The organism is bacterium, assembly GCA_024226335.1.
Classification (GTDB): domain Bacteria; phylum Myxococcota_A; class UBA9160; order SZUA-336; family SZUA-336; genus JAAELY01.
In genome coordinates, this window is sequence record JAAELY010000118.1 from 1 (window position 1) to 19,199 (window position 19,199).

General features: G+C 61.7%; 13 protein-coding genes and 1 tRNA gene. 11 read left to right on the top strand and 3 right to left on the bottom strand.

What is annotated here, in order from left to right:
* Positions 1-570: 570 nt before the first annotated feature.
* A tRNA-Phe gene (locus GY725_04840) sits at positions 571-646 on the bottom strand.
* Positions 647-812: 166 nt separating this feature from the next.
* Positions 813-1,313 carry a peptidylprolyl isomerase gene (locus GY725_04845; GenBank protein ID MCP4003501.1) on the bottom strand — a complete coding sequence of 167 codons (501 nt, stop codon included), beginning with the start codon at positions 1,311-1,313 and terminating at the stop codon, positions 813-815.
* Between the two features lie 197 nt (positions 1,314-1,510).
* On the opposite strand from GY725_04845, the gene ggt reads away from it, so the two are divergent.
* Together ggt and GY725_04855 are read left to right on the top strand one after the other, a co-directional pair.
* The gene (gene ggt / locus GY725_04850; protein ID MCP4003502.1) at positions 1,511-3,235 is read left to right on the top strand and encodes a gamma-glutamyltransferase; all 1,725 of its coding nucleotides are present in this window, start codon (positions 1,511-1,513) and stop codon (positions 3,233-3,235) included.
* A 77-nt stretch (positions 3,236-3,312) separates the two neighbouring features.
* Complete coding sequence (locus GY725_04855) at positions 3,313-4,002, top strand: hypothetical protein (protein MCP4003503.1); 690 nt, start codon at positions 3,313-3,315, stop codon at positions 4,000-4,002.
* A 4-nt stretch (positions 4,003-4,006) separates the two neighbouring features.
* On the opposite strand, the gene GY725_04860 is transcribed toward GY725_04855, so the two are convergent.
* Positions 4,007-6,550: an insulinase family protein gene (locus GY725_04860; GenBank protein ID MCP4003504.1), complete on the bottom strand. Its 2,544-nt coding sequence runs from the start codon at positions 6,548-6,550 to the stop codon at positions 4,007-4,009.
* Between the two features lie 171 nt (positions 6,551-6,721).
* Between GY725_04860 and hemW the strand changes: the two genes are divergently transcribed.
* The 9 genes from hemW to thiL all read left to right on the top strand — a co-directional run bounded on the left by hemW (position 6,722) and on the right by thiL (position 19,164).
* Positions 6,722-7,888 (top strand): radical SAM family heme chaperone HemW, encoded by a 1,167-nt coding sequence (gene hemW, locus GY725_04865; GenBank protein MCP4003505.1) that lies wholly within the window; start codon positions 6,722-6,724, stop codon positions 7,886-7,888.
* Positions 7,889-7,986: 98 nt separating this feature from the next.
* A complete protein-coding gene (locus GY725_04870; protein ID MCP4003506.1) occupies positions 7,987-8,745 on the top strand; it encodes a motility protein A in 759 nt (252 codons plus the stop codon).
* Between the two features lie 38 nt (positions 8,746-8,783).
* Positions 8,784-9,653 carry a flagellar motor protein MotB gene (locus GY725_04875; GenBank protein MCP4003507.1) on the top strand — a complete coding sequence of 290 codons (870 nt, stop codon included), beginning with the start codon at positions 8,784-8,786 and terminating at the stop codon, positions 9,651-9,653.
* A gap of 170 nt (positions 9,654-9,823) precedes the next feature.
* Complete coding sequence (gene grpE / locus GY725_04880; protein MCP4003508.1) at positions 9,824-10,510, top strand: nucleotide exchange factor GrpE; 687 nt, start codon at positions 9,824-9,826, stop codon at positions 10,508-10,510.
* Positions 10,511-10,559: 49 nt separating this feature from the next.
* The gene (gene dnaK, locus GY725_04885; protein ID MCP4003509.1) at positions 10,560-12,410 is read left to right on the top strand and encodes a molecular chaperone DnaK; all 1,851 of its coding nucleotides are present in this window, start codon (positions 10,560-10,562) and stop codon (positions 12,408-12,410) included.
* A gap of 108 nt (positions 12,411-12,518) precedes the next feature.
* On the top strand, positions 12,519-13,625 hold the full coding sequence (gene dnaJ, locus GY725_04890) for a molecular chaperone DnaJ (protein MCP4003510.1): 1,107 nt from the start codon (positions 12,519-12,521) through the stop codon (positions 13,623-13,625).
* On the top strand, positions 13,622-15,583 hold the full coding sequence (locus GY725_04895) for an ABC transporter substrate-binding protein (protein MCP4003511.1): 1,962 nt from the start codon (positions 13,622-13,624) through the stop codon (positions 15,581-15,583). The genes dnaJ and GY725_04895 overlap by 4 nt, the downstream gene beginning before the upstream one ends.
* A 189-nt stretch (positions 15,584-15,772) precedes the next feature.
* Positions 15,773-18,088: an endopeptidase La gene (gene lon, locus GY725_04900; GenBank protein MCP4003512.1), complete on the top strand. Its 2,316-nt coding sequence runs from the start codon at positions 15,773-15,775 to the stop codon at positions 18,086-18,088.
* 53 nt (positions 18,089-18,141) lie between these two features.
* Entirely contained in the window at positions 18,142-19,164 is a 1,023-nt protein-coding gene (gene thiL, locus GY725_04905) for a thiamine-phosphate kinase (protein ID MCP4003513.1), read from the top strand.
* Positions 19,165-19,199: the final 35 nt, after the last annotated feature.

Below are 19,199 nucleotides of genomic sequence, written 5' to 3' on the forward strand. Positions count from 1 at the left end.
CTTCGCTCCTCAACCCCAATCGCGGGGGTGGGGAGTCCTTTCACGTCCATCTTCTTCCTCTCTGTCATCGGTGTTCACCTTCCACCGCCCTACAGTAATTCCAAGGGGGCCTGGTGTCTCACTGACGTTGGCAGAGAGGGCTGGGTTGATTGAAATCACTGAGGAAGCCCGTAGTTGGGAGCCCGGTGAAGCTGTACGTGTTGTCTAGAAGCAAAAGCGAGGGTTTCTGTCCCTAACGAGATATGAAATCACCGAAAAAGGGGCAGACATGATTCGATGGCGTGTGTACCGATTCGCGGTGATCGGCGATGGCTCTCAGTTTGTCACTGTCGCAGGCAAAGATACGAAGCTCGTGGACTTTATGATCGATCGTTGCCGCGAAACGAAAGGCCTACCCTGAGGGGGCCAGAATGCTCACACCTACGCCCACCTCATCCCCGAGGAGTTGAAGGGCTACGGCGACGCACTCACGACGGCTCCGGACGGTCCGATACGGGCCTTCGAACCCAAGGCGCCGAATGCTGTGGCACACCCCCCACCGAAAAGGCGAGCAGTGCCGGCTGCTTCCCGTGGTGGCGCAGGGCGGAATCGAACCGCCGACACGCGGATTTTCAGTCCGCTGCTCTACCAACTGAGCTACCGCGCCACGCGTTCCGGCCGCCAGAGTGGAAGCCGGACGCGGGGGCGGAGTATGGCGTTTCCCGAAGGAGGCGACAACGGACGGGGAAGTCAGGGCTGCCATTGCCCGAAAAAGTGCGAGCTTGCGTTGAATTCCCCGCATGGGCCGGATCTGGTCCTGGCCGGTCCGTTGGTCAGTGGTTCGGGCCCTCGATCCGGATGGATTCCATCACGACGTTGGTGTGGGGGCGGTTCGTCTTGCGGTCGCGCTCTACCTGCGAGATGCGCACGGCCACTTCGATTCCCTCGATCACCTCGCCGAAGACCGTGAACTGGCCGTCGAAGAGTTCCTTCCAGTCCTCGTGGTCGGCGACCATGATGAAGAACTGACTACCGGCGGTGTCGACGCCTTCCTTGCGCGCCATGGAGAGGATTCCGCGCCGGTGGGGGGTGTCGTTGAACTCGGCGCGCAGGAAGTAACCTGGTCCACCGAAACCGTCGTTGCCCGGGTCGTCGTCCTTCGTGTTCGGGTCGCCGGCCTGCGCGAACATGCCGGGCAGTACGCGGTGGAATGTCACGCCGTCATAGAAGCCCTGGCGGGAGAGTTTCTTGAAGGCACTCACGTGGTTGGGTGCGATCTTCGGGAAGAAGCGCAGTTTGATCACCCCGAAATCGCGCACGTGGATGACGCCGATCTCCTCGGCAGGTCGGGTGGGTTCCGATGCCGGTGCCGCGGGGTCGCCGCACGCGTTGAGCGTCGACAGTAGAAGCAGCGCCCCAGCGAGTTGCGCGATTCCGGCGCGGATTCCGGTGCGTTGCGTCCAGGAGTTTCGAATCACGGCGATACCCTACCAGACCGTCTGTTTCACGGCGGCGTGATAGGGTCCGGCGTATGAATCGCACGTCGTTCTGGTCGGCTTTCGTGGCGAGCCTTTTGCTCGTCGTCGTTCCCCAACTGACCCTTGCCGCAGCCCACCAGCCCGTGCACGGGACGCACGGCATGATCGTGACTTCGGTCGAGCCCGCAGCAGCCGTGGGTCAAGAGATCCTCTTGCGCGGAGGCAATGCGATTGACGCCGCTGTCGCCAGTGGACTCGCCGCGGGCGTCGCGCATCAGTTCAGCTCCGGATTAGGTGGCGGTGGCTTTCTGGTCGTACACACCGCGGAAGGTAAGGATTTCGCCATCGACGCACGCGAGACCGCGCCGGCCAGCGCCAGCCCTGCGATGTATCTCGATGAAATAGGCGTGGCCGACCCGAAGGCGTCGCGTTACGGAGCTCGCGCCGTGGCCATTCCCGGTCTGGTCCAGGGACTGGAAGAGACGCATCGACGCTTCGGCAAGCTGCCGTGGCGCGATGTCGTGCAGCCTGCGATCCGCATGGCCCGCGAGGGATTCGCGATCGGACCTCATCACCGCCGGATCCTGAAGATCGTGGAAAAGCGACTGGCGGGGTATCCGGAGACCGCGCGTGTGCAGTTGATCGACGGGGAGGTCCCGGCGCTGGAGGCCGTTCTCAAACAGCCCGATCTCGCGAAAACACTGCAAGCAATCGCGGAACGCGGATCCGGGGCGATGACCGAAGGGCCGATTGCCGAGGCGATCGTCGCCGCGTCCGAAGGGGTGCTCACGCTGGAGGATCTTTCGGGGTATCAGGTGGTGTGGCGCGAGCCGATTCGCGGCCGCTATCGCGGTTACGAAATCGTATCGATGCCACCTCCGAGTTCCGGGGGTGTACTGCTCGTCGAGCAACTCAATGCGCTCGAGGACTTCGACCTGAAGTCGCTCGGTCACAACTCCAGCGACATGATCCACCTGGTTTCACAGGCGATGAAGCTGGCTTTCGCGGATCGAGCGGCGCATCTGGGGGATTCCGACTTCTATCCGGTTCCGGTGCAGTGGCTCACTTCTCGCGCGTACGGGAATATTCTCGCGAGTCGCCTGCGCACGCCACCTTTCTGGAAGCGCCTGCCGTGGAGATGGGGGAAGCCGCATCTGCTGAATGTAAGTGGGCCGACCACGCCGCCCGACGATTCCGGAACGACACATATTTCCGTCATGGATGCGCAGGGCAATGCGGTGTCGTTGACCCAGACGGTCAACACACTCTTCGGTTCCCTGATCACGGTTCCCGGAACCGGCATCGTGCTGAATAATGAGATGGATGACTTTTCGGCCTCGCCCAGTGGATCCAATTCCTGGGGCGCGGTCGGGCGGACGGCCGCGAATGCGATCGCGGTGGGCAAGCGTCCGCTCTCAAGCATGACGCCTACGATCGTACTGCGCGACGGTCAGGCGCGTATGGTCGTCGGCAGCCCGATGGGTACGATCATCATTTCCGCCGTGTTGCAGACGCTGATCAACGTGATCGACTTCGACATGAATGCCCAGGCTGCGGTTTCTGCGCCGCGTTTCCATCACCAGTGGCGACCCGATGGCATCATGCTCGAACCCGAACACCCGCGCGACGTGCGCGACCGCTTGAGCGAGATCGGCCATCAGTTGATCGATCGCCGTTTCTATCTGGGCGCTTCCCAGCTCATCTTGCGCGACGCCGAGACGGGCGAGTTCTGGGGTGGGGCCGACCCGCGCCGCGATAGCGCGGCCGCCGGCCTGTGATCGGACTTCACAGCGCGCAACTGACATGAAGTGTTCAGGTAAGGAACTGGACGCAGCAACCGATCAACCCATGAAGCATGAGCCACATCTGTGATTATGGGAGTGAGTTCCATCTCCTGCGCTATCTGGGGCGGCATCGCGCATATCTGAACGCGCGTGTCCTGGAAACGATCGGGGCCGACGCCATCGCCTGGATCGATTTTCATTTCGATCGCAGGGCCTCCGGAGCGGACGACGAGCTCAAGGGTCTCGAGTTCATCGAAGATCCCGACACACTCGCCGCCTGGGCGCAGGTCTGGCCAGGCGGCAGTCAGTCGCTGAGCTGGGACTCCGTCGCTCAGTTGCGCACCGGGGAAGCGAGCAGTTTCCTTCTACTGGACGCCTGTTCCAGCATCGGCGATCTGGCTTCGAGTTGTCAGGCGAGCAACGGGAAGCGCGAGCAGATTCAAGCGGCCCTGGAGCACACCCGGGAAAGGCTCGAGGTCCCGGCCGAGTGCGACTGGATGAACCGTTACTACGGTCTGGCATCCAGGCTGGCGGCACTCGCGTTCCTGCGAGAGCAGGGCATCGATGCGCATTTCATGCGTCTCTACTTCGTGGGCGATGAGCACCCGCGTCACCACTGTCCCCAGAGTTCAGAAGAGTGGAAAGAGGCGCTCGGGGAACAATCCCAGCAAATCGGCCTTCCACCCGGACATTCTCTGGTCGGCCGGATCCACGAACTCTTCCTGCCCATCTGCCCACTCGGCTGCGACGCGGGTTCTTAGTCCATCAGCGCACGATGGCGATGACCGGCTTGTCGAGCTGGATCAGTCGCTTCGCTACCCGCTTCAGGTCGTCGAGTGTGACGGCGTCGATGTGCTTCGCGTAGTCGAGATGTCGATCTGCTCCCAGGGTGTACAAGGTGTCGAGGGAGAGCAGGCTGGCTTGCGACGAGTAGCGCTGCAGCGAAACGGCCTGGGAGCCAATCAGATAGGCGCGCGCCCGCGCGATTTCCTCTTCCTCGATCGGGCCATTGAGGAGCTTGTCGAGTTCGCTTCGCAAGCCCGCCAGGGACTGGTCGAGCTTGTCGGGCGCGCTCGCGATGTACACGCCGAAGATCCCCGGGTCCAGGCCCTCGATCGCGAAGGCGGTCACGGAGTAGGCCAGGCTTTGTTTGTCTCGAAGTTCCAGGAACAGGCGTCCACCCTGACCCGAGAGCACCTGTGTCAGTACTTCGAGGGCGGGCACGTCGGGGTCACCGAGCTTCAAGCCCTGAAAACCCATCACGATGTGCACCTGGTTCTTGTTCTTCGTGAGCGAGGTCTCGCGCGCTTCCGACGCTGGACTGGGAATCTCGCGTTCGGGCAACGAGACTACGGAATCACCCGTCCAATCGGAGAGGTATTGCGATAGGGATTCGACGACGGCATCGGGATCGACATCCCCGACCACGGACAACACGCCGTTGCTGGGTCGGGCGTAGGTTTCATAGTAGTTCGCGAGCGCCTTGCGATTGATCTTGCCAAGCGACTCCTCGGTTCCGATCGCGCGGAAGCGATACGGATGTCCCGGATAGATCTCGCGCTGGAAAATCTCGAAGGCCTTCGAACTCAGATTGTCTTCACTGCGGCGCAGGGCGGCCAGGCGTTCGACTCGAGCTTTTTCGATCTCCTCGGGATCGAAGGCGGGGTGAAGGAGAACGTCGGAGAAGAGATCGAGTCCCTCATCTAGCGACTCCTTCAAGAACTCCCCCGTGAGCCCGAAACTATTGCGCCCGGAGAATCCTTCAATGGATCCGGCGATGCCTTCGATTTCGGCTGCCAGTTGGGCGGCGCTGCGCTGCTCCGTTCCTCGTTCCAGTACATCGGACAGGAAGGAGGAGATTCCCTGGGTTTCCTCGGACTCGGCCAGAAGACCTCCGAGGAAGGACAGACGCATCGAAACCAGCGGGATGGTGGTGTTCGGTTTCACGACCACGCGCAGTCCATTGGGCAGAGTGAATGTGTGGATACCCCCCGCCAGTTGTTCGCCGCCGGTGACGCTGCGTTCCGCGCTGAGGCCGACATCCAGCGCTGCAAATAGCGCGTTGTCGGTCAGGTCGGGGCGAACGTCTTTGGCCAGAAGAACCACGATGCTGGCCCGATCGGCGCGCAGGTATTTCTGCGCCACTCGTTTCAGGTCTTCGGGAGTGGCATTTCGAACGGCTCGCAGATACTCCTCCTCCAGTTCGATCCCGCCGGCGAGAGTTTCGAAGTAACCGTACTTGCGCGCCTGGCCCTGCATCGTCTCCTTCTCGTGGACTTCGCCGGACAGCAGGTTGACGCGGGCGCGTTCGAGTTCCTTTTCTCCGGGCCCGAAGGCGCGCAGACGTTCGATCTCTTCTGCGACGGCTTCGAGGGTCGGCTCGATCTTGTCGCCCTCCAGAACTGCGTCGACCATGAACAGACCCGGATCCAGCGGCGTGTAGGCGCCCGCGCTGATTCCGTGCACCAGGCCTTCGCGGTCCTTCACATTGCGATACAGGCGCGAACTATCGCCGCCTCCCAGTACCATCGAAAGAAGATCCAGGAAAGGCGTTTCCGGATCGCGGAAGCTGGTTGCCGGGTAGGAGATGCCGAGCAGTGTCTGCTCGAATTCGCTGCGCACGATCTTGGATCGCGAAGAGTCTTGCACGGGTTCCGGCGGGCGGGGGTGTTCGAGACCGGCACGTGGCTGCGCATCTGCAAACGCGCTCTTGATCTGCTCCATGACCTTGTCCGGATCCAGATCCCCCACGGCAACGAAGGCCATGTTATTGGGCACATACCATTTGTGGAAGAAGTCCAGCAGGCCGTCGCGTGTAAAGCTCTTGACGCTCTCGGCTGTGCCGATCACGGGAAGCGAGTAGGGGTGCTGGGTGAACGTGGTCTCGAAAGTCGCTCTGGAGTGCGCGCGGCGCGGGGAGTCCTCGCTGCGGTTGATCTCCTCGAGCACCACGAGTTCCTCGCGCGTGAGTTCCTCGGGGTCGAAGGTCGAGTGTTGTACCGCGTCGGCCAGGACATCGATGCCGACTGCGGAGTCCCGGCTCGCCATCGTGATGTGATAGACGGTCATGTCGAAGGACGTGAAGGCGTTGATATTGCCACCGGCCGCCTCGACCGTGCTTGCAATCTCACCGACTGCGCGCCGCTCCGTTCCCTTGAACAACATGTGCTCGAATACGTGCGCCATGCCGGCTTCCGAAGCCTGTTCGTCGGCACTGCCGACTCGGACCCATACGTTCAAGGCCACTACCGGAGCGGAGTGATCCTCGATCAGGACAACCTTGAGACCGTTGTCGAGCGTGGTACGCACCACTCCCTCCTCGAGTTGTGAACTGCGCAGGCTCCATCCCGAAGGAAGTGCGGTGCAGGCGCAGACCCATACTATTGTGAGTGAAAACCCCAGAAGTCGGAGCATCGATTTCCTCCGCGATCGGTTTCGGATCGGAAGCGTGCGATCCGAGGGAGGCATAAGATACGTGCCGTGAACGACGTCACAAGCGCACCGGGTCTGGGGGTGTACCTCCACGTGCCGTTTTGCGAACGGGTCTGTCCGTATTGCGACTTTGCCGTCTGCGGTGTCTGGCGGCTGGAGGAGGAGCGCGAGGCGACGTATATCGCGGCGCTCCTGCGCGAACTCGATCTCGCACGGGCGCAACTCGGCGATCGTCTGCCGGATCGTCCACTCGATACGCTCTACTTCGGAGGTGGCACTCCTTCGATGCTCCAGCCGGATTCCGTCGCTCGGCTGATCGAGGCCGTGCGAGGAGTTTTTCCCGGGGATCCGGACGTGACCCTGGAGTTGAACCCGGGCGCGGTCGAGCGCGCCCGGATCCCGGGTTTCCGCAAAGCCGGGGTCACGCGTGCCTCACTCGGGGTCCAATCCCTGAGCGACGTCGTGCTCAAGAGGCTGGGTCGAGCCCACACTGGAGCGGATGCCCGAGCCGGACTCGACGCCTGCCTGAGCGCCGGTTTCGCCTCGGTATCGGCCGACCTGATCTACGGAGCGCCCGCTCAGAGCGAAACGAGCCTGAAGCAAGACCTGGATGTGCTGGTGGAATCCGGTGTTCCCCACATATCGGCCTACGCGTTGACGCTCGAACCCGGCACTCCGTTTTTCCGGGCTGCACCCCAGGGGAAGATCAAGCTACCCGGCGAAGACGAGGCCTTGCGCATGGGAGCGCTCGTATGCGACACGCTCGCCGCAGCCGGTCTCGAACGCTACGAGATTTCGAATTTCGCGCGCCCCGGCCATCGCTCGCGCCACAATCAGCGCTACTGGTTGCGCGAGGACGTGTTGGGTCTCGGAGTGTCTGCCGGGAGTCTGGTCGGCGAGCGCCGCTGGTCGAACCTGCGCGATCTGGCCGCGTGGGAGCAGGCGCTGGCGAGAGGGCGTCTACCGATCGCCGAGTCCGAGGAGTTGAACCTCGAGCAGCAGCGCCGCGAGTACCTTTTCCTCGGCTTTCGTCGCCTCGACGGCATCGATCGTGCGCGTTTCGAGCGGATCTTCGGATCCCCGATCGAAGCGCACTTCGCTGCAGAAATCGCCGAGCTTCAACACCTGGGTCTGATCGCGGAAACGAGTGGACATTGGCGCCTTACGGAGAAGGGCTTGTTGTTTGCCGACGAGGTCCTGATGCGTTTCGTCTGAGGTCTGGAACTCGAGCGAATTCCGCTCAGTGTGGCTTAATCTCTTCGTGGTGAAATTCCGATAGTGGGACAACGCCAACTGCCCAAGAGCGCCTCCCTTTGGATCTCGGAACTATCATCGGAATCGTCGTCGGCTTCGCGCTGATCATCGCCTCCATCATGCTCGATGGCTCATTGATGGCCTTCGTCAACGCTCCGGGACTGACCGTCGTTGTCGGTGGCACGATCGCCGCGACCTTGATCAACCAGAAGATGAAGTACGTGATCGGCGCATTCGGCGTCTTCAAGCACGCGATCATCGACAAGGCGATCTCGATCGATGAGCTGCTGGAGACGATGCAGGAGATGTCCCAGAAGGCGCGTAAGGACGGCATGTTGGGCCTCGAGGAAATCGAGGTCAGCGATCCCTTTCTGGCGCGAGGCACCGTAATGGCGATCGACGGCATGGAAGAGGAGTTCATCGTCTCGACCATGACCCGCGAACTCGGGGAAATGCAGAAGCGCCACAAGCGCGGTCAGGACATCTTCAAGTTCATGGCGACGACCGCGCCGTCCATGGGCATGATCGGAACGCTCATCGGACTCGTGAATATGTTGCAGGCGCTCGAGGACCCGGCCGCGATCGGCCCCGCCATGGCCGTCGCTCTGCTCACCACCTTCTACGGGGCGGTGCTCGCATTCCTCATCTTTGGACCCGTCGCAGAAAAGCTCGCCGGGCGCACGAAAGAGGAACTTCTGCGCGGGAATCTGGCGATTGCCGGAATCCAGGCGGTCGTGCGCGGCGACAACAAGAACGTATTGCAGGCGCGCCTCGACGCTCTTCTGGCGCCGAGCGAGCGGGCCACCGAAGACGGCTGATTCAGTGGGGCTGTTGGAATTGAGTCCGGGGGAACCGAGTGGCCGGTGAATTCGTCTCAGAGGAAGAATCATCCGCAGAGGGCTGTCCCGCCTGGATGGCGACTTTTGGCGACATGATGAGTCTTCTGCTCTGCTTCTTCGTTCTATTGCTCTCGTTTGCGAACACCGACGCAGCCAAGTTCAAGGCGATGGCGGGTTCGATGAAGGAAGCCCTGGGCGTGCTCGTGCCGAATCCCGGCAATTGGGATGTTCGGTCGAATGAGCTGATCGAGATCTCTCCGAGCGAATCCAAGCCCAAGATCGCCATCGAAATTCCGGTTCCCCACGACGATGCCATGGACAAGGATGATTCGGACGGCAAGGGCGAGAGTGCCGCGGTCAAGAAGATGGTAGGGCGGGTGGACAAGCTGATCGATGAACGCAGTCTGCGTGGAATCGTCGAAGCGGTGCCCGGAACCAGTGGCGTGACGATCCGGGTCAAGGGCACTCTCATGTTCAACCCCGCCTCCGATGAGCTGCGCATGGGTTCGATTCCGATTCTCGAAGAGATCGCGGAGCTCGTGCAGGCCTTTGACTACAATCTTGCCGTCAACGGGCACACCGACGACGTGCCAATCAAGACGGCCCGCTACCCTTCGAATTGGGAACTGTCTGCTGCGCGTGCGGTCGCCGGTCTTCGCTATCTGATATCGACGGGAAAGGTGGACCCCGCACGGGCAAGTGCGAGCGGCTTTGCCCATACGCGTCCGATCGCCAAAGCCGACACGGCCCAGGCTCGCGCGCTGAATCGTCGGCTCGAATTTGTCTTTTATCGCGGGGAAGACCCCAGAGCAGGTGCCACTTTGAACTCGACGGACCGGAAGCTTCGCGGAATTTCCGATCGGGCGGGGGGATCCCTGGCTCCATAGCTGTCTGGTGGGAGACTACTGCGGGACGGAATTGCACAGGTCCCACAGGAATCTGCCGAAGAATCCCCTTATCGGACCCCGTTGACCTGCATGCGGGTCGTGGGTACGGTTCGGGCCGAGCAGGGCTCCGGGTAGATCCCGTAGCTGCCCGCCTGATTGAGGAAAAGCAGATGTCGGACCCCAAAGGACCCAAAGTCAGCATGCCTGAAGAGCTCAAGGATGCTCTGGAAGGGCCGGATGCGACGGAGTCTGCCTCCGGTTCGGATGAATCCCCGGTTTCTGATCCTCCGCTCTCTGATCCCCCGGGTCCGGAGTCGCCTTCTGCGTCCGGCGGCGATGATGAACTCGCGGCGGCCCAGAAAGAACTCCAGGAATTCAAAGACAAGTACCTGCGTCTGGCCGCCGACTTCGACAATTACAAACGCCGTATGCTCAAAGAGCGCAACGACCTGCACAACTACGCCAATGAAGGTCTCATCAAGGAGCTTCTGGGCACGGTCGACAATCTCGAGCGAGCTGCGGAGCATGGGAAGAAGGACGACGCCTCCAGCGACAATCAGAGTCTGATGGAGGGAATCGAGTTGACGTACCGGTCGTTGAAGCAATTGCTCGACAAGTCCGATGTTCGCGTCGTTGATCCCTGCGATGAGAAGTTCGACCCACAGGTTCACGAGGCCATGCGCCAGGTGCCTCGCGATGACCGGGAGTCCGGAACCGTCGTGGAGGTCTATCAGAAGGGTTATGTGCTGAAGGATCGGCTGCTTCGTCCCGCGCTTGTCGCGGTCTCGAGTCGTCCGGAAGCAGGAACGTCAGAGGAGTCGAAACCCGACCCTGATGGCGACGCTGAAACTGCATAGGAGGAAGTGTCCGGGCGCCTGTCGCTCGCTGGCATAACGCTGATTCGTCATGGGCAAAGTTGTTGGAATCGATCTAGGGACCACGAATAGCTGTATAGCGATCCTCGAACGCGGTGAGCCGACGGTGATCGCGAACAGTGAGGGAGGCCGAACGACGCCCTCCATCGTCGCCTTCAATGAAGAGGGCGAAAAGCTCGTCGGTCAGATCGCGAAACGACAGGCCGTGACGAATCCGCATAGCACCGTATACGCAGTCAAGCGCCTCATCGGTTGCAGCTTCGCGGACGATGACGTCCAGCGTTTTTGCAACACCGCTCCCTTCGAGATCTGCAAAGCCGATAGCGGCGATGCCTGGGTAAACATCCAGGACAAGCGGCGAAGTCCAGAGGAGATTTCCTCGGTCATCCTGGCCAAGATGAAGGAGACCGCGCAGGACTACATCGCCGAGGAGGTGACCGAGGCGGTCATCACGGTTCCCGCGTATTTCAACGACGCGCAGCGACAAGCCACCAAGGATGCCGGGCGCATCGCGGGGCTGGACGTCCTGCGAATCATCAATGAGCCCACAGCGGCGGCGCTGGCCTACGGCCTCGACAATGAAGGCGAGGAGACCATTGCCGTCTTCGACCTCGGCGGCGGCACTTTCGACCTCTCGATCATGCGCCTGGGCGATAGTGTTTTCGAGGTTCTCTCGACTCACGGTGATACCTATCTGGGGGGCGAGGACTTCGACGAGATGATCGTCACGATGCTCGCCGACCGTTTCCTGGAAGCCAACGGAATCGACCTGCGCGAAGATGCAATGGCGTTGCAACGCTTGAAGGAAGCGGGCGAGCGCGCCAAGCAGGAGCTTTCTTCGGCCGAGGAAACCGATATCAACCTGCCTTTCGTGGCTGCGGATGATTCGGGCCCGAAGCATCTGGCAGAGATCATCACCCGCGCAGATCTGGAAGAACTGGTCGCTCCGCTGATCGACCGGCTCGAGAGCCCGTGCAAGGCTGCGCTCGAAGACGCAGGCCTTTCGCCCGATCAGGTCGATCGCGTGATTCTCGTGGGCGGCATGACGCGCATGCCGCGTGTCCAGAAGAAGGTTGAAGAGATCTTCGGCAAGCCGCCGCATCGCGGTGTCAATCCCGACGAGGTCGTGGCGGTAGGCGCCGCGATTCAGGGTGGTGTGCTCAAGGGAGAAGCCGAGGACGTACTGCTTCTGGACGTGATTCCGCTCTCGCTCGGTGTGGAGACGATGGGTGGGATCATGACTCCGATCATCCCGCGAAATACCACGGTGCCCACGCGCAAGAGTGAAGTCTTCTCTACCACCGAAGACAATCAGAACCTGGTGCGCATTCACGTGCTGCAAGGCGAGCGCGATCTCGCGGATGACAACAAGAGCCTCGGCCGCTTCGAACTGGTCGGAATCCCCCCGGCTCCACGTGGCGTTCCCCAGATCGAAGTCATCTTCGACATCGACGCGGACGGCATACTGAACGTCTCCGCCAAAGATCTGGGTACCGGCCGTGAACAGCAGATTCGCGTGGCCGCATCTGGTGGCCTCAGCCAGGATCTGGTCGACAGTCTCGTGGACGAGGCTTCCGAGCATGCCGAATCAGATGCGCACCGACGCACGATGGTGGAGTTGCGCAATAGCGGCGACGGTCTGATCTATTCGGTCGAGCAGACGCTCAAGGAATATGTGGATCAAATCACCGATGACGAGCGCGAGGAGATGAAGGAGAGCCTCCATCGGGCTCGCCTGGCTCAGGAAGGCAGCGACGAGACCCAAATCCGCGATGCGGTCGAGGATCTCCAGCAGCTCGCCTATCGCATGACCGAGGTCATGTACGAGCGCCTCGGATCTGACGACGGCGCCGAGGATGACGACGAGATCCTCGACGAATAGGCCCCTCCCGGATTCTCGACCGAATCCGCTCCCCAGCTCAAACTTGCCAAACTGATTTCAAGCCATAGGTTGAGCGAGATCTATGTCTGGAACCGGGAATCGGAGCGCATTGTGAAGCGGGATTACTACGAAATTCTGGGGGTTTCGCGCGATACCTCCGCTGATGAACTGAAAAAGGCCTATCGCAAGCTCGCCCATCAGTTCCATCCGGACAAAAATCCCGACGATCCGGCCGCGGAGGCCAGCTTCAAGGAGGCTTCCGAAGCCTACGCGGTCTTGTCCAACGCCGAGCAGCGCGCCCAGTACGATCGCTTCGGCCATGCGGGGGTGGGCGGACCGGGCGGCCGCGATCCCTTCGAAGGCTTCGATCCGTTCTCGAGCTTCTCGGATTTGTTCAGCGACTTCTTCGGACGCGACGTGTTCGGTGGGCGAGGCCCGGGGCGCGGCAATGGACGACGCGGAGCCGATCTGCGCTACGACCTGGAAGTCGATTTCACGATTGCCGCCATGGGTGGAGAGGAGTCGATCCGAGTCCCCAAGCACCGTGCTTGCGAACCGTGCAACGGCCTTGGCGGTGAGCGCGAAACGTGTCCGCGTTGCGGCGGTCACGGCCAGGTCGCGCTCCAACAGGGCTTCTTCCGTATCAACCGCACCTGCGATCGCTGCCAGGGCCTGGGGCAGAGCCTGAAGGTGGCTTGTCAGGAATGTCGCGGGCAGGGACGAGTCGAATCCGTGCAAAATCTGACGGTGCGTATTCCCGCAGGAGTGGATGACGGCGTGCGCCTGAGATTGCAGTCCGAAGGCGAGGGCGGCCTAGCCGGTGGTCCTTCGGGCGATCTCTTCGTGGTGATTCACGTCAAAGAGCACTCCCTGTTTGAACGCGATGGCGCCGATCTGCACTGCGAGGTCCCTGTTTCGATTGCGCAGGCGGCTCTCGGTTGCGATATCGACGTTCCGAATCTCGAAGGCAGAGAGACTCTGAAGATCCGTGCCGGGACGCAGTCGGACGAAGTGATCCGCATGCGCGGGAAAGGTCTGCCGCGTCTCGGAGGCGGGCCGCGCGGTGACCTGCACGTCCATATTTTCGTCGAGGTGCCCAATAAGCTCGATGATCGGCAGCGCGAACTGCTCGAAGAGTTCGCGGAGATTTCCGGTGACGACGTCAATCCGCGGCGTCGTGGCTTTCTCAACAAGCTGCGAGACCTGTTCGATTGAGCCGCCTCCTGCGCGTTAGCGTCTGGGTTTCCCTGGCTCTGCTTACGGCATGCACGCAGCCTCAGTTGGTTCGCAACGGCACAGCGGTTCCCTACGAAACGGCCGCAGCCGTCGATCTGGCCGAGTCGCGCCAGGCCATCTCGAAGCGGGACTTCTCGACGGCGCGCGCCAGGCTCGAGCGTTTCCGATCGGAGTTGCCTCGCAGTCGCCGGCTCGACGAAGCGCTGTACCTGCTCGGCGGCGTAAACGAGCAACTCGATCGCCGAGAGAGCGCAGCCGCTGTCTGGCGGGAACTGGTGGAACGCCATCCGAGAAGTCGCTTCGCGCCCGAATCCGCCTTGCGCGCGGCGCGCATCTACCGCGACCTGGGACGTTTCGAGGCCGGACATCGATTGCTTGCGAGTTCGCGCTTCGACTCTGCAGAGGCCTCGGTTCGCGTCAAACTCAATCGTCTACAGGGTGATCTCGCACGCGCACTTGGAGACTATCCCGACGCTGTGATCGCGCTGGCCCATGCGCGACGCGATGTGAGCAATGCAGATGAGCTACGAGAACTCGATCTGGAACTCGAAGAACTGATCGATAGCCGGATTCCGGAAGCAGAACTCTTTGCACTGGCATTCCGTCTACCCCGTGGGTCGGTCTACGATCGCGTCAACCTGACGCTTGCATCGCGTCTATTGACGCGGGGCGACCGGGACGGCGCCCGCGCAGCGCTCGACCGATTATCAGGGGCGCTGAGTCCACCCGACGAGATCGAGCTCCAGAGCCTGCTCACGCGCCTCGAGCGGGGGCTCGGTGAAGTCGAGGAAACGCTCGGTCTGGCGATTCCCCTCTCTGGACCGTACGCACCCTTTGGCGAGTCGGTCCTGCGCGGCGCAGTACTTTCGCTCGGTTTGTACGACAATCCCGACTCGCACTTTCGCGTGATCGTTCGCGACACGGGTGGCGATGTCGCGCAGGGGAAACGCGCGATCCGAGAACTCGTCGACGCGGGCGTCAGTGGCATCATCGGACCGCTGCGTTCCTCGGTGGCAGAGTCCGTGGCGCCGATCGCCGAAGAGGCGGCCATTCCCATGCTCACACTGGCTAAACGCGAAGGTGTGGCGCTTCTCGGCGACTACGTCTTCCGCCTCGGTCTCTCGGTTGCCGACGAAGCCCGTGCACTCGCGCGTTACGCCACCGAAACGGCCGGTTTTCAGCGCCTGGCCATCCTCTATCCAGAGGACGAGTACGGCACCAAGTTCAAGAACCTGTTCTGGGAGGCGGTCGAGGAGCAGGGCGGGGCGATCGTCGGCGTCGAGGCGTACCAGCCAGACTCCGTCGACTGGCAGAACGAGATCAAGAAACTCGTCGGGATGTACTACCTGACCGACGATGAGCGCGAGCGAGTAGAAGAGCATCGCAAACTCATGAAGCGTCCAGAGACGAATGCGGAGAAACTCGAAGATCCGCGCTTCCAGGGTCTGCCGCCGTATGTCGACTTCGACGCCCTGTTCATTCCCGACAATGCGGGCAAGGTGGGGCTCATTCTTCCGCAACTGCGCTTCTATGATATTCGCGAGGCTACGTACCTGGGCGGTAGCGCCTGGAACGATTCCGAACTCATCAAGATTGCCGGCCGAGAGGCGCGTCGATCGGTCTTCGTCGATTCGTTTCATCCACAGAGCAACTCGCCGCGTGTCGTTGCCTTCGCGGAGCGCTTCATCGGAACCTATGGAGATCCACCCGATGCACTTGCTGCGGACGGATACGACGCTGGCGAACTCTTTCGACAGTTGATCGAAAGCCGCCAAGGGCTGAAGCGCGAAGAGTTGCGGAGCGAACTTCTGCAGGTCAGCGACTTTCGCGGCGTGTCCGGGGTGACGTCGTTCGACGAAACTGGCGGTACCCGTAAAGACGTGCACCTTCTGACAGTGCGGGGCGGTGAAATCCAGACACTGGAGTCGATCCCGTAATCAAGTTCACGGTCCCGCGCGACGATTTTCCTTTACGGAACGCGGAGCCCACGCCGTCTGGACAAACCAGCCAGTTCGGGCCCGCAGAGTACGGAGCGGACCTTGAACGAAGACTCCCCCAACTGTGCCTTCACAGTGCCCGACTCCCTTCCGCTCCTTCCCATTCGAGATGCGGTCGTATTCCCGTCGATGATCCTCCCGCTTTTCGTGGGTCGGGAAGTTTCGACTAACGCCATTGAGACGGCGCTCGAGAGTGACCGTCTGCTCGCGCTGGTAACTCAACGCGATCCTGAGGTCGATGAACCCGGCCCCGAGGATCTGTACGAAGTTGGCGTCGTTGGAATGATCATGCGCTTGATGCGCTTGCCTGACGGACGTCTCAAGGTTCTGGTTCAGGGTCTGTCGAAGATTCGGGTCAAGAACGTGCTTCGCACCGAGCCTTTCATCAGCGCGGAGATCGAAGAACTCGAAGCCGAGAACGAAAACGAGAACGAGTGGACGATCGAAGTCGAAGCACTCGTTCGAGGCGTGCGTGAGAAGGTCGAAGAACTGCTTCCTCTCAAGCACCTGCCGCCCGAGATTCTCTCGGTCACTGCAAACGTCGACGAACCGGGCCGGTTGGCTGACCTGGTTGCTTCGAATCTGCGCCTGCGTGTCGAAGAAGCTCAGGGGATCCTCGAGATCAACGACGGTATCCGACGATTGCGCAAGATCGATGGCCTGCTTCGCCGCGAACTGGCCGTCTCTTCGATGCAGGCGGAGATCCAGGGAGCCGCGCGCGAAGAACTCACACGATTCCAACGCGAGCAGTTCCTTCGTGAACAGTTGCGTCAGATCCAGGATGAGCTTGGCGAAACGGACGACAAGCGCAATGAGCTCGAGGAGTTGCGTTCGCGAATCGAGAGCTCCGGCATGAACGAGGAGGCCCGGGTCGAAGCCGATCGACAACTCGATCGCCTATCTCGCATGCATCCGGACTCTTCTGAGACCCAGGTGATCCGAACCTATCTCGAATGGGTCACCGAACTTCCCTGGGCGAAGAAGACCGAGGATAATCTCGAGCTATCGCATGCGCGAGATGTACTCGAGAACGACCACGCCTATTTGCACCGGGTGAAGGAACGCATTCTGGAGTTCCTCGCCGTGCACAAGCTGCGCGGTGGTGGTGGCGGTAAAGGTCCCATCCTCTGCCTCGTTGGCCCCCCGGGCGTTGGCAAGACTTCGCTCGGCCGCTCGATTGCTCAGGCCATGGACCGCAGTTTCGTGCGCATGTCGCTGGGTGGAATGCGCGACGAGTCCGAGATTCGCGGGCATCGACGCACCTACGTGGGAGCCATGCCCGGCCGCATCATCCAGAGTATGCGCCAGGCGGGTGCGAACAACCCGGTGTTCCTGCTCGACGAGATCGATAAACTCGGTGCCGACTATCGAGGTGATCCGGCTGCAGCGCTATTGGAGGTGCTCGATCCCGAGCAGAATTCCAACTTCCGTGATCACTACCTGAACGTTCCCTACGACCTGTCCCAGACACTTTTCATCGCGACTGCGAACCTGATCGATCCGATTCCGCGTCCGCTTCAGGATCGCATGGAAGTCATCCGTCTGCCCGGGTACACCCCCGAGGAGAAGGAGGTGATCGCCCGGCGCTACCTGGTACCACGGCAGATCGAAGAATGTGGGCTGAGCGCAGACTGCGTGAAGGTGTCCCGTGCGGCAATTCGCGAGGTCATTACCGGCTACACGTACGAGGCGGGCGTGCGCTCCCTGGAGCGTGAAATCGGCCGAATGCTGCGCAAAGTGGCGCGGCGCATTGCGGAGGGTGAAGCTGAAGGCGCTTCGATCACGCTTCGCAATCTACGCGCCCAACTGGGTCCCGCCCCGATGCTCGGCAATTCGATTCCTCGAAACGCCGAGTCTGGCCTGGCACGCGGACTTGCGTGGACGGAAGCCGGAGGAGAAGTGCTGGTGGTCGAAGCCACGATGGTGCGCGGCCGCGGTCTTCTGCTCACCGGTCAACTGGGCGACGTGATGAAGGAGTCCGGACAGGCTGCGCTTTCCTATGTGCGCTGGCGGGGCACCGAGCTGGGCATAGCGGAGGCGCTCGCGCGCAACGAGATTCATCTGCACGTGCCAGCGGGTGCGACACCGAAGGATGGGCCTTCTGCCGGAATCACGATGGCGACTGCGGTCGTCTCGTTGCTTACGGGCATTCCCGTTCGTTCAGATATCGCGATGACCGGCGAGGTCTCGTTGCGGGGACGGGTCCTGCCCGTCGGCGGAGTGCGCGAGAAAGCCATGGCGGCATCGCGACGGGGAATCTTCACCCTGATTCTTCCGGAAGCAAACCAGCACGATCTGGATGAGCTGCCCCCAGAACTCGCGCGCAAAATGGAATTCCACTTCGTGAGCCATATGGACGAGGTGCTCGAGATCGCGCTGACCAGTTCGATCAACCCCAAGCGTCGGCCGCGCCGCGGTGGAACCGGGGTCCGTCCCACCGCCTGATCGGACTCCGGTCTCGGGAGGTCTGCGCCTCGTCTCTGTGATACCCATGGGGCATGGCTACGCTGGACCTGAATACCCTGGGCGAATTTGGTCTGATCGAAGCCGTGCGCCGGCGAGCCGGTGACCCCGGCCGTCGCTGGCGACGCGGGATTGGTGACGATGCGGCCGTACTGCGACCGGTGCAGGGGCGGGACCTGGTCTTTACCGCGGACGCTCTGAGCGAAGGGGTGCATTTCCGCTGGTCGACCACCGATGGGCGTTCGCTGGGTCGCAAGACACTCGCGGTCAATCTCTCCGATGTGGGTGCGATGGGCGCGCGACCGCTTGGCTTCCTGCTCTGTCTCGGGCTGCCGGTTGACGCAGACAGTCGCCGCATCGATGCGTTCGTAACCGGGCTTCTCGACGAAGCCGCCGAAGCGCGCTGCCCGCTCATCGGCGGCGACACAGTGCGCGCGGATGTCTGGAATCTGAGCGTCACGGCGATCGGCGAGGTCGAGGCGGGCGGGGCTCTACGACGCGATCGCGCGCGACCGGGGGACCGGATCTGTGTGACCGGGACTCTCGGCGGGTCTGCGCTCGGACTGAGGCTCCTCGAAGCCGGGTCGCTCGACTCGCGGGCGGAGAGACGCTTTGCAAAGCTGCATCAGCGGCCACACCCGCCTTACGAAGTCGGGCCGAAGCTCGTCCGAGCGGGCCTGGCTGCCTGCGCGATCGACATTTCCGACGGGCTCGTACGCGATCTGGGACATGTTCTCGAACAGAGCGGTTGTGGCGCTGAACTGGCACTCGAGCGGATTCCCCTGCTATCCGGATTTCGCGGAGAGTGCGAACGGGCAGGGTGTGATCCCGAAGAGATGGCTCTGTCCGGCGGAGAAGATTTCGAGTTGCTTTTTACGGTCGCTGCTGACGCACCCGACGCAGAACGTCTCACGAAACGCCTGGGAGTACGCGTCAGTGATATCGGTGTAATTACCCGCACTGGCCGCCTGGACTTCTTTCGCAAGGACAAACGTGTTTCGCTCGCCAATAAAGGTTTCGAGCACTTCAAGCCGCTAGGCCCGCGTTCCGACAAGTAAATGGAACGTTAGAGCGCACTGGAGTTGCGCCTAGA

Bases quoted from the DNA above. Each gene is read 5' to 3' on its own strand.
- ggt (MCP4003502.1), top strand. From the start codon at position 1,511: ATGAATCGCACGTCGTTCTGGTCGGCTTTCGTGGCGAGCCTTTTGCTC.
- thiL (MCP4003513.1), top strand. From the start codon at position 18,142: ATGGCTACGCTGGACCTGAATACCCTGGGCGAATTTGGTCTGATCGAA.
- dnaK (MCP4003509.1), top strand. From the start codon at position 10,560: ATGGGCAAAGTTGTTGGAATCGATCTAGGGACCACGAATAGCTGTATA.
- grpE (MCP4003508.1), top strand. From the start codon at position 9,824: ATGTCGGACCCCAAAGGACCCAAAGTCAGCATGCCTGAAGAGCTCAAG.
- lon (MCP4003512.1), top strand. From the start codon at position 15,773: ATGATCCTCCCGCTTTTCGTGGGTCGGGAAGTTTCGACTAACGCCATT.
- GY725_04855 (MCP4003503.1), top strand. From the start codon at position 3,313: ATGAGCCACATCTGTGATTATGGGAGTGAGTTCCATCTCCTGCGCTAT.